General features: G+C 36.6%; 11 protein-coding genes. All 11 read left to right on the forward strand.

The window, feature by feature from the left end:
* Positions 1-5: 5 nt before the first annotated feature.
* The 11 genes from ABTP35_RS14010 (at position 6) to ABTP35_RS14060 (ending at position 12,172) form a co-directional block, all read left to right on the forward strand.
* Positions 6-896, forward strand: coding sequence for a type IX secretion system membrane protein PorP/SprF (locus ABTP35_RS14010; protein WP_293295514.1), 891 nt, complete (start codon positions 6-8; stop codon positions 894-896).
* 530 nt (positions 897-1,426) lie between these two features.
* Entirely contained in the window at positions 1,427-2,719 is a 1,293-nt protein-coding gene (locus tag ABTP35_RS14015) for a hypothetical protein (protein ID WP_252079527.1), read from the forward strand.
* A gap of 434 nt (positions 2,720-3,153) precedes the next feature.
* Complete coding sequence (locus tag ABTP35_RS14020; RefSeq protein WP_375334261.1) at positions 3,154-4,896, forward strand: tetratricopeptide repeat protein; 1,743 nt, start codon at positions 3,154-3,156, stop codon at positions 4,894-4,896.
* A 207-nt stretch (positions 4,897-5,103) separates the two neighbouring features.
* A complete protein-coding gene (locus ABTP35_RS14025; RefSeq protein ID WP_293295510.1) occupies positions 5,104-6,534 on the forward strand; it encodes an amidohydrolase family protein in 1,431 nt (476 codons plus the stop codon).
* A gap of 301 nt (positions 6,535-6,835) precedes the next feature.
* Positions 6,836-7,000, forward strand: coding sequence for a hypothetical protein (locus tag ABTP35_RS14030; protein ID WP_375334262.1), 165 nt, complete (start codon positions 6,836-6,838; stop codon positions 6,998-7,000).
* A gap of 3 nt (positions 7,001-7,003) precedes the next feature.
* Positions 7,004-7,912: a hypothetical protein gene (locus ABTP35_RS14035; RefSeq protein ID WP_293295508.1), complete on the forward strand. Its 909-nt coding sequence runs from the start codon at positions 7,004-7,006 to the stop codon at positions 7,910-7,912.
* Positions 7,875-8,579 carry a hypothetical protein gene (locus ABTP35_RS14040; protein WP_375334263.1) on the forward strand — a complete coding sequence of 235 codons (705 nt, stop codon included), beginning with the start codon at positions 7,875-7,877 and terminating at the stop codon, positions 8,577-8,579. Before ABTP35_RS14035 ends, ABTP35_RS14040 begins: the two co-directional genes overlap by 38 nt.
* 186 nt (positions 8,580-8,765) lie before the next feature.
* Positions 8,766-9,449, forward strand: a complete 684-nt coding sequence (locus ABTP35_RS14045; protein WP_293295504.1) for a DUF6624 domain-containing protein — start codon at positions 8,766-8,768, stop codon at positions 9,447-9,449.
* A complete protein-coding gene (locus tag ABTP35_RS14050) occupies positions 9,436-10,221 on the forward strand; it encodes a CPBP family intramembrane glutamic endopeptidase (protein ID WP_293295503.1) in 786 nt (261 codons plus the stop codon). The genes ABTP35_RS14045 and ABTP35_RS14050 overlap by 14 nt, the downstream gene beginning before the upstream one ends.
* Before the next feature lie 77 nt (positions 10,222-10,298).
* Positions 10,299-11,261 carry an NAD(P)-dependent alcohol dehydrogenase gene (locus ABTP35_RS14055; protein WP_293295502.1) on the forward strand — a complete coding sequence of 321 codons (963 nt, stop codon included), beginning with the start codon at positions 10,299-10,301 and terminating at the stop codon, positions 11,259-11,261.
* Between the two features lie 50 nt (positions 11,262-11,311).
* Positions 11,312-12,172 carry an alpha/beta fold hydrolase gene (locus ABTP35_RS14060; protein WP_293295500.1) on the forward strand — a complete coding sequence of 287 codons (861 nt, stop codon included), beginning with the start codon at positions 11,312-11,314 and terminating at the stop codon, positions 12,170-12,172.
* Positions 12,173-12,292 lie beyond the last annotated feature (120 nt).

The following is a 12,292-nucleotide window of genomic DNA, read 5'->3' on the forward strand; positions in this document are numbered from 1 at the left end:
AAGACATGAACTTAATTCATAAATTACAGATTATAGTGGCCGTTATTGGCTGTTCCTTATTGAGCAATGCCCAGCAGGATCCCAACTATACTTTTTTTCGTTATAACATGAACATTTATAACCCGGCCTATGCAGGAAGTTCTGAGGCTACAGAGTTCTCCTTGGGAATAAGGAGTCAATGGGCAGGTGTGGAAGGTGCACCTGAAAGCCAAAGTGCTATTTTTGGAATGCCCTTGGGAAATAATATTGGTATTGGAGCCTCTATCCTTAATGACAAGACCTTTATTGAGCAACAGACTTGGATGGCCATAGACATATCTTACTCCATCCGGTTAAATCAAGAAGTTCAATTATATTTTGGTATCAAGGGTAGTGCAAATTCCTACGATGCCAATACTGAAGGACTGATTACCTACGGTGTTGGACAAGATGCTACATTAAACAACTATGAAAGTCGTTTTACCCCAAATGTGGGAGCAGGTGCCTATTTGAAACACGATAGATACTTTGTATCCCTTTCCGCTCCCAGATTATTGACTCCCGAACGCCTAAAAGAAAATAATGGTCAGGTCTACTTGGGAGAAGATCGTATACATGCCTATCTAAGTGGCGGCTATACTTTTTTATTGGGGAGGACCCTGGACCTTAAGACCACAGGAATGCTCCGATATGTGGATGCTTCCCCGGTTTCAGTGGAATTTACTGGTGTACTGGACTTTGGGGGACGTTTCGAGTTTGGAGCCGGATACCGTTATAATGAAAGTATAAGTGGGCTGGTACTGTTCAACATCAGCAGCGGTTTTAACTTGGGCTACGCCTATGAAACCTCTACTCAGAAAGCAATTGATGGTATTGACAACAACACTCATGAACTGTTCATGCGATTGGCGCTATAAATTAAATCTTTCTCAATTAATGAATTCTATGGAGTTAGCAATTTCCGATTAAGGGTATGGCCAAATTCATGCCATGCTTGTTTGCATAAATCACAACATATAATTTTAAATTAATGTGCTGAAATTGTTTTTCAAATTTGAAAATACGATAGTTTGTTGGGCAAAAACAAAACGATTGATTTCCCAATGTCAAGAACAGTCCGTACTACGCTTTCATTCATTTTTTAAACAGTACAACCAATTCGCAAAACACTGAATTAACCTTAGAGCGTAAAACTATATAATTGCTGTGCAACCACGGCGCAGAGATAAATCCGTTCATTCCCCTAGAGAGAACTCAATATCGTACAGTAATGGAATGGTAATTTTTTTAGATACAACTCCGTTTCTTTTATACAATCAAGTCCTGAACCCAATAGGTTTTATTTCATATGATATTGCTTCGTTCGTTAGCTGTATGAAAGTTATAATATTGTATCTTACATGGGTTTAACAAGACCATGTTGAATACCACCATAACCAACATATTTATGAAAAAGCTCTGTATTCTTTTCTTTATTCCATGGGCCATCCTATCCCAAAACAGCAGCATTTCCAATAAACAAAACCTCGAGCAGCTGGGAGTCGATGATTATACATTACTGTTTACGGAAAACGATGTAAGCTATTTTCAATTTTGGTTCAGTAAGGACAAAAAACCAGCTGTATTGGCACTCCACTCTCTTGAGGATTATAACGATCCCCTTTTCTTGTTTGTAGAAAACAAAGAATGGAACGAATACGCGAAGAAAAACTATGCGCATCCGGATACATACGTAAACTTTGTGCACCCGGACCAAGTGGAAAAAATACAGTTGAAGATTGTTGAACATCCACTTTTTGCCGACTATGTGAAAGATTCTCCCAACCATCTCAACATTTATCATTATCCACGAGGTATATTCTTTAAAAACAATATCTTGACAGGTGAATTGGAGAAAAGGCAAAAGCCAATGCTACTGACAGGGTTGGAAAAAAAATACAGTGAAAGCGCAGGTGAGTTTGCTTGGCGCTTAAAACCCCTTGTAAGAATTTCTGACTATCAAGGCACGACCATAAACGAGGTGTTGGCCGCAGGCAGGGAACTAACAGAAGATATTGGCTATAAAGCGCAAATTGCCCTTGATAAGGTTAGGGAGGAAGAAAGAATCAGAAAAGAGGCAGAGGCGGAAAGATTACGGATAGCAACCTTGAGAAAAAAAGGATTCGTGTACTTTCCCAAACCATACTTTTCGAAGATAGGTGTATACCGAGACGGGGTAGATGAGACGGAAAGAACCATGTACATGGAGATTTTTCACGGAGATTTCAACGCAGTATGGGAGGCATTACAGGAAAAGGACAGAAGTAAGAATTTAGCGGAACTTTTCTTTGAAGGCAGTTCCATTAAACGTTTTATAGAACTTTATTCTTCTTTTGCCATAAACTATACCGCAGAGTGCCAGGAGACTTTAGGTTTGGACTATGATATTTTACAGTTGAGCTCCACTTTCAAGACCTCCACACTTTCAGGTCAGGAAATTTCTTCAAATACTAGGGACATGGGTACCCTCCATATCGACAAACGATTTTCACAGAAATTTCAGAGTTACTATAGTACATACGCCGATTCATTTGGTTCTACAGTAAGAACTGAAATGAAAAACTTTATAAAAACACATGGCTGTGATTGTAAGGCTGTTGACCAACTGGCAGAAAACCTATTGAGGTTTACACGATTGGAACCCTCTTTACAAGCTGCCCAAATACCGCCTAAAGGCAAGGATTGTGACCATATTAAGTAAAAAGCATCACAGGGCCTCAGAGAGTTTATCTTTCTGAGGTTTATTTTTCCTTATTCCTTCAACTTAATCACAACTTAAGATATTGCTTGGTTAGGTAGGGTATAACCTAAGGAGATACCATTTCTTTAATAAGTACTGGGATGTACACGAAATTCCAGATAGATATTCCAAGAATAGCAAATGCTAATTACTATTTACTTAATTTTAAGACGTTAAAAAGGATAAGGCCATAGTCCGATGGGCTGCCTTGGAAGTTTTGACATCAGCATAATAAAACAATCACTCTAAAAACCACGATTGGGTTGTAGCAATTGCCGCTGTTTAAAAGAGGGGAATCAATTTATTTAGCAGAAGTAACTAAAGATCCAACAAACCAAGTTTAGTCATTACATAAAATGAACAAAAAATCCATTGCAGTCCTACCCTTTGTTAACATGAGCAATGATATTAACAATGAATATTTCTGCGACGGATTAACGGAGGAGATCATCAATGCATTGGCAAAAATCAAACAGCTTTCCGTTACCTCACGTACATCCTCATTTTATTTTAAAAACAAGACAGTTACCGTGGAACAGATAAGGGAGAAGCTAAATGTAGCGACTTTTATCGAGGGCAGTGTACGAACATCCAAGAGAAAAATGCGCATTACGGTGCAAATGATCGATACTTTGGAGGATTTTCATTTTTGGTCGGAGGTCTTTGATAGAAACCCGGAAGATGTATTCGAGATACAAGAAGAAATAAGTCATTTTATTGCTGAAAAATTACGCGAGCATATCGGTCATCTCGAAATTGAAGATAAACTAATTGAGCGTTACGAGGTCCCTGTACCTGTTTACAGAGAGTATTTAAAAGGTAGGTATTATTTAATGAAATTGGATTATGATAGTTCATTAAAGGCCATCGAAATTTTTAAAAGCATTATAGAGAGATCACCAAACTTTGTAAACCCTTATTTAGATATTAATCAGGCCTATACTTTTATGGGAACCATGGGATTATTGCCAGCATTTGAAGCTTTTCAAAAGGCACAGTCCTTTTTTGAAAAAGCAAGGTCCCTAAGTCCTAATTCATCTAGAGTACAATTAAATTTGGCCTGGATAGAATGTTGGCAAAATTGCAACCTAAAAAAAGCGTACGAACATGCAAATAAAGCTTTGGAGACGCAACCTACGGATGAAATTTACCTGACCATTTCAAATTTATTAACTGTTGAGGGCAAATTAGGTCCTGCCCAAAATTATATAGATAAAGCGTTGGAATTGGATCCTTTTTCTTCAATAAACCATCATTACAAGGGGTTACTGTATTATCTACAGGAAGATTATGACAAAGCAAAGCGCTACTTGGAAAAGGCATTGGAATTAAACCCTAATTTACCTTTTCCACCTATTTATATTGGAAATAGTTTATTGTTATCGGGCAAGCCGATTGAAGCTTTGAGCTACTTTAATACATTATCGGGCATTTCTATAAAAGACCTTACTAAATTAGGAGGTAAAACCATGTGCTATGCCGTTCTTGGCGAAAGGACCAAATGTGATGATGGTATAAAAGAACTGGAAAGTTACCTAACATCCGACCTTGTTGAAAAAGCACTGATTTTTCTAATTCTGGTTTATGCTTTATTGGAGAATGAAGATAAGGTTTTGGAATATGTAAAAGAAGCCTTTAACAACCATTTACCTTTAGTTTTATTGTTAAATCCATCCCCTGTTCTCAAGTCTTTTAAAAACAACCAACAATATAAGGATATTATGCTTAGGGCAATTCCTGACAATGTAAATTATAAGCAGAAAAAAAAATACAAACAAGCCTTACTAAATACTAAAGAAGTTACTAGGTACAGCAAAGAGTTAAAACAAATTATGATGGACTATAAGCTGTATTTAAATCCAGACCTATCATTAAAAGATTTGGCATCTTATTTAGACCTTCCTGCCAATTATGTTTCTCAACTATTGAACTTGGGGTTTCAGAAAAACTTCTCCGAGTACATCAATACTTTTAGGATAAACGAGTTTAAAGAGCGTATTCTTCTCGAGGAAAACAAAGGGTTGACCATAATGGCCATAGCTTATGATAGTGGGTTTAACTCTAAAACGGTTTTCAACACATTCTTCAAAAAAATAGAAGGTGTAACACCTAATGCCTATCTAAAATCCCATCGGTAAATTGGTTCGGATTTATAATCTGGAACTTTTACTTTATCGATTAGAGCTAGTATTGCCATGTAACAATGGAAATCAATTTTGAAAAAAAAGCTCAAATACTTAGTTAAAACAGTTGCGGTACTTGTATTGCTGTCGATCATAACGATCACCGGTGCTTACTTGTGGCCCACATCGGTATTGCAAACACCAAGAGTTTATACTAAAACAATGATTAATAATATAAATATTGTTGATGTTGAAACAGGTAAAACTGCCTACAATCAATTTGTACTGATAGAAAGTTCCAGAATAACAAGAATAGATAGCGTACCATTTAAACCCATTGATAATTCATTGCGTATAGATGGCACCGGTAAATATTTAATACCTGGATTGTGGGATATGCACACCCATTCCAACCAACACTCTGAATGGTTGCACCATCCGATTTACATTGCAAATGGCGTTACGGGCGTACGGGATATGTCTGGCCAATTGAATGAGAAAGATAGCTATTGGGTGGGCAGTAAGGAGCGTTTACAGTGGAATAAAGAACTGGAGAATAACACTAGGGTCTCGCCTAGGTACGTATTGCAAAGCAGTTATCAAATGGATGGTGAAAAAGCAATACCGGAAAATTCCCCCATTTTTTTTAAACTGCAGAACCGTTTGCAAGTAGACTCCCTGTTACAATTTTATAAAAACGAAAAGGTAGATTTTATAAAGATTTATGCGCAGTTACCAAAAGACATTTATTTAGATCTGGCTAAAAAAGCACCTATCTATGGTTTACATATAGCCGGCCATAAACCCATGTTTCTTAGTTTGGAAGAAGCTGTAGACTCTGGCCAAAGGAGTTTTGAACATGGACGCATTTTTTTGTACGAGTGTTTTCCCGAAGCCGATAGTCTAAAAAATCCCAATAATTGGAAAGATTATTTCTCTAGATCCAAAAAAAAGATGGTCAAGCAGTTTGACAGTGTTCGAGCAAAGGAGTTAATGGTTGTAATGCGTAACAATAAAACCTACTGGGTCCCAACTTTACAGACTTTAAAGTTTGAAGCATTGGCACATAAAGATAGTTTTACCAACAATGAAAATTTAAAATACATAATTAAGGTTAGAAAAAAACTCTGGTGGCAATATGATGTAGACCACAACAAAGAAAAGAATATCGAAAATGAAGGAGTCAATGTAAGCGAACAGTTTTATGAAGCTTCGAAAAAACAAGTGGCTATGGCCCATAAATTGGGTGTGCCCATCATGGCAGGTACCGATGTTACCGATAGTTATGTATTTGCAGGTTTTAGTTTGCACAATGAACTCTACGAATTAACCTCATGCGGTTTATCAAATGTAGAAGCTTTGCAATGTGCAACCATAGTTCCTGCAATTTTTTCAAACGTAGAGAAGGATTACGGAACCATTGAAATAGGCAAAAAGGCGGATCTGGTCTTATTGGATAAAAATCCTTTGGATGATATTAAAAATACAAAAAGCATCAAAGGAGTGTTGTTGAACGGTGTGTATTACGATCAAGGAAAAATCTCGGAACTCAAAAAATTCTCAGAAGGGGCGGCATCAAGTTTTCATATGAATGTGAAAACACTGGTAAGCTTAATCAACAGTCCGTTGATACGCATACAGTTTGCAGATTAATTATTCCGTAGAACCTTAAATAGATGAAGGGATCATGAATCAATGGATCAAGGCATTATTTGAAAAGTATGAAATTAAGAAACGATATAGAATAAATAAAGACTGATAAGAAACCGAAGTCTTCCAAAAATAATTTCAATGAATATTTGGGACTTAGAAAAAGCAATTTATTGTAAAAGGGCAATGATTTGGTTTGTAATTGCACTTAAACCTCATTTTTGACGTCCCTGTACTTTTCCTTTTACTATTTAAAAGTGAAACGTTGCTTTGTTTAAGAATGGATATCAAGAAAAAACAAACCATGGAAAAAATGGAACCTAAAAAAAGTAAAAAAGGCGTAAAACTGGGAATTGGAATTGTTCTTGGAACTATAGTGGGCTATATAACATCAAATATGCAATTATGGTTTGTTTTAGGGATTGCCATCGGGGCCGCTTTGGAATATGGAGTTCAACAAAAATCTTAATATATGAAAACGATACATTACTTAAAATTCTCTGCATTAACATTGGCTCTGAATGCTTGTAACCATAAAGAACAAAAATCAAAAGTTGATAAGGGCGTAAGTTTAGAAGATGTTTATCTCGGTCAAAAACCACCAGGATTAACGCCTATACCATTCGCACCAGGACTTGTATCTACTGAAATTTATGAGTACGATGGTGCATTCTCAAAAGATATGAAGGCGTTTTATTTTATTAGAAGAGGAGAGGAAAATAAAACATCAGCCTTTTACGAATACAAATATAATGACACTAACAGCGAATGGGAAAAATCAGAAATAGCATCTCCATGGATTGGACGACCAGTAATTTCACCAGACGGTGAAACCATGCATTTAGGGGATAATTATTTAAAAAGAACAGAATCAGGATGGTCTGAATTAAAAAAGCTGGAACCACCTACCATCAGTAATGATTCAATGTATATTATGCGTCTTTCATCATCCGAGAATGGCACGTATTATTTTGACACCTATAAAGAGAATGATTCAACGTTTCCAATTCGTTATTCACGTCTGATAAACGGAAAGCATGAAGTGCCAATAGCTTTGCCAAAAGCCATAAATACAGGAACTTTTTTAAGTCATCCTTTTATAGCTCCAGATGAATCCTATTTATTGTTCGATGCTATAAGGGAAGATGGTTATGGTGATTCTGATATTTATATCAGTTTTAAACAAAAAGATGGTTCTTGGGGTAATGCTATTAATCTAGGGGATAAAATAAACACCAACGCTTGGGAAGCCTCTGCAAGTATAACGCCAGATGGCAAATACCTATTCTTCAGTAGAAATGTAGGTTCAGACGATTTTGAAAACGTAGATATCTTTTGGGTGGATGCGAAAGTTATCTTTTCACTTGAAAATCGTCATTAAAAAATATAATTCATCAATAAATAAATCATTAATCAAAAAACGAACAATTATGACATCGATTAAAATGAAAACAATCAAAAAACAAATTTTATTAAGAATGGCTTGTGCCGCTTTTGCATTGGTATCAAGCACAACATATGCACAAAACACAAATGCTGAAACCACAACAAAAAGGAATGGTTTTATCATCGAATTCGCAGTGGGTGGAGGTATTATCAGTATAGAAGATAGTGCTGGTATTCAAACCTTCGACAAATCCCAGGGAACCTTTGTTTTTCCAGATCTAAAGCTTGGCCACATGTTAAATGAGAATTTCGCCATTACCGTCGCCATGCCAGGAAATATTTACGAATTTCAGGACAATGACAGGAATTTTGGAGGTTTTATTCCCTCTGTACAGTATTGGGTAAAAGATCGTTGGTGGATACATGGGGGAATTGGTTTAGCCATGGATTCGCCAGCACTTTATGATATTAAAGAGGATATAAATGACGATTGGAACTTTGGTTGTGCCGTTATGGCAAGTACAGGTTACGAAATTTATAAAAAGAGAAACTTCGCACTTAATGTGCAGTCCAAATTGGTTTTGGGCCGTGTATCTTTAGAAGGAGATGCACATAGAGATGCAGCCATCTTTAATATAGGATTAGGGTTCAGTTGGTTATAGTTCTTAAATTGAATGAGTTTTAAGTACTAACATCAATAATAATCTATTTATAAGTAATCTATATATTCAACTAGTATGCCCTAACCAAATTATTTTGGTTTGGGCATATGAATATTCCAACCAGGGATATCAATATTTTAAAATATAGACCCAAGCATAGTGATGTTCGTAAAAATCTTTAAAAGAATGAAATATATTTTATTGACCAGTTTACTGTTAGTGATGGGATGCACAAATACCTCCAAGTCCAAAGAAGTATCGGCGAAAAAAGAGACCCAAGAAAACCTGATAGCTATTTTGGATACTATTTGGCAAACGGAGCAAGGACCAATACGATTGAGGGATTCTATTGGTAGAGCAGTAGGTTTTGAATCAGAGGCCTTTAAAAAGCAAAACGAGATTTATCATAAAAACCATGATAAAAACGAAAAAAAAGTTTTACAAATTTTAGATTCTATTGGCTGGCCGAGTAAAGAAATAATTGGTGAACAGGGCAACTTAACTATTTGTAATGTATTACAACATTCTAGTTTAGAAGTGCGCGAAAAATACTTGCCCCTAATGCGAAAGGCGGTTAAGGACAAAGAACTGTCAGCTCGTTTTTTGGTCAGAGCAGTGGATCGGATAGCAACCGATAAAAATGAACTTCAAATATATGGCCAACAACTGAAGTACTATCCAAAAACTCAGAGTCTTAATTTGTGGCCCATTAAGGACCCAGAAAATTTAGAAAAAAGAAGGGCAGAGATGGGGCTGGATTCAATATCGGAATTCTTAAAACGTAAACGGGTAGACTTTAAATGGGACCTAGAAGAACAGATCAAAAGATCTGAAGAATTTATTTTGGCAAAGGAAAATGCAAACCAATAGGAGAAGTCGTATCCAAACTGCAACGGTTGTAGTTATTCTTTTTATAATTGGAACACTTCTCAACATTCCATTCAGCAGAGAATTAAAAAGACTAAAAATCAAAGCTGGTGATACAAGCGTAGCACTAACGGATTCAATTGCTACGGATTTAGTTCAAACAAGTATTTATGGCCTTGTTTTGGGTGTTGTTTTGGTTTTTATTGGCTTATGGTTGGCTAAGAGTGCACAATTGGGAGCACCGGTAATAGAAAATATCTTTTCGGATACAACAGATATAAAATATCAAGGTTTTTTTAAAAAGCTATTGTTTCCGATCGGTCTTAGTGTAGTCCTGGCACTTGTATTACTAATGGCCTATAAAGTAACAAGAGCTTATTTTCCTGTGGAAATAATTATTGAAAGACCTTCAAAACCGTTTTACGCCATTGTGTCATTTTCAGCAGGAATTACGGAAGAGATTATGTTCCGGTTTGGCTTAATGTCTTTGGTTGTAGCCTTGATTCAGTTTTTTAGAAAAGCAAAAACGCCTTCGATAAGCGTGGTTTGGACGGGAATTATTGTATCTGCGGTATTTTTTGGTTTAATCCATTTACCATTATCAAAAAGCTTTTCTGGTCTTAGCTTGGTTACCGTTAGTTCTACGATGATAGGCAACCTTATAACAGGGTCTTTTTTTGGTTGGGTATATTGGAAACGTGGTTTGCTCGCAGCAATAACTGTACATGTTGTTTGGGATTTGGTCTTTCATGTGGTCAGCTCTCCCTACATGTGAAGAAGAGTGTTCCGATTATAAAACACGAACGTTTAATAGCTTGATTAACGTCAATTTTGCTATATATAATCATAATTATGAAAGCAGCTATTTTCACCCAATACGGTGCGCCAGAAGTTATCCAGGTTGTTGATATAGAAAAACCATCACCAAAACCAGACGAGGTTTTAGTGAAAATCGAAGCATCTTCCGTAACTAGGGCCGATACCATGATTCGCCAAGGAGTCCCAAAATTTGGCAGATTATTTTTAGGACTCATCAAGCCAAAAAATAAGGCTTTGGGCACCGGGTTTTCTGGAGTTGTGGAAGCTGTAGGTTCTCAAGTCACCAAATTTAGGATAGGCAGTGTCGTTTTTGGCGAAAAATTGTTTAGCGAAGGGAGTAATGCAGAGTATTTATGTATGTCAGAAGATTTGGTAATTGCGCATAAGCCTAAATCAATATCCCATTCTGAAGCTGCTCCGATTTGCGATGATTTTTTAACCTCCTACAACTTTCTAAAAGATATAGCCAAAATAAAATCGGGTCAGCATGTTTTGGTCAATGGTGCTTCGGGGAGCTTGGGAAGTGCAGCCATACAATTGGCAAAGATAATGGGAGCGAAGGTTACAGGAGTCTGTAGCGCAAAGAACATTGATTTTGTGCTGGCGTTGGGAGCAGATGAAGTATTGGATTACACCAAAGTAAAACTGGACGAGCTTTCTTGTACATACGATGTTGTTTACGATACTGTTGGAAAATTATCGTATAAAACCTTTAAAACCCTTATAGGTTCCAATGGTCTTTTTATGACACCGGTATTGAACGGGGAGGTTCTATGGCATATGTTATGGCGTCCAAAGAAAGTAAAGTTTGCCGCAACGGGCGTAAAAAAGACCAAGGAGTTAAAACGGTTGTTCGAGGAATTGGTTCAATTTTTCGAACAGGGAAAACTACACACCAATATTGACAATACTTTTAAACTTTCCGAAATAAAATACGCACATCAATACGTGGAGACAGGTCGTAAAGTCGGGAACATTGTTATTAAAAATTCATAAATCATCAACACGTGCTTGGCGCGGTCAAAGCATTAAAAAACGAACAAGTTATGTTATTTAAATCACCAGAGGGAAAATCAAAAATATTAAGTCTCTACAACAGAAAACTCCAAGAACTCAATGTCGGTCATTCAGAAAAATTAGTGGACACCAAGTTTGGCAAGACCAATGTTGTATGTGTCGGAGACGCCAACTTGCCACCACTTGTTTTAATACATGGTACGGGAGGCTGCGCCCCTCAGATTCTGGATTCCTTCCCTAGTTTAGCATCACAATATTGTGTGTATGCAGTAGATGTGCTCGCACAACCCAATAAAAGCGCTGAGAACAGATTGGACATGAAATCTTTGGATTACGGCAAATGGCTTATTGAGGTAATTATAAAACTACGGTTGACCAACGTAACCTTGGCAGGTTTTTCCTTTGGGGGCTTGATCGCGTTAAAAGCATTGGAGTATAACCAAACCCCGATCAAACAAGTGTTCTTAATTGCACCCGTTTATATTGTAAACGGCAATCCCATTATTAATGTATGGAAAATGTTTATTCCATTAAAAAAATTCATCAAAACAAACAATCAGGCATACATTAAAAAAGTAATGGACGCCCTTTTTTCCGAATATGATGGTTTTGCATTGGTCTTTATGTCAACAGTATTTCAAAACTGCAATATGGACTTTTCGCCGTTACCTATAATTTCTAAAAATCGGGCAAAGAACATAAAAACTCCCATCTCCATTTTTGCGGCAGAGCAGGACATTATGTTCCCCGGTAAAAAAATGATAAAAAGAGCCAAGCAGATATTCCCTTCTTTAGAAGAAGTTGTTTTATTAAATGGTTCTAAACACGTGCCAAATGCAACAGATTTTAAAAAAATAGAACAGCTAATAATAGATAAAAGCAATTCCTAATATGAAAACACACACGATACTAATTTACACCACAACATTGATGATGGTCTTATGTGCATCATACTCTTGAGACGATACTAAAAATATATTCTCAAATACGCACTAAAGAATACCCGATGC

Origin of the sequence: Flagellimonas alginilytica (genome assembly GCF_042134605.1) — a bacterium.
In the GTDB taxonomy this organism is placed as follows: Bacteria; Bacteroidota; Bacteroidia; order Flavobacteriales; family Flavobacteriaceae; genus Flagellimonas; species Flagellimonas alginolytica.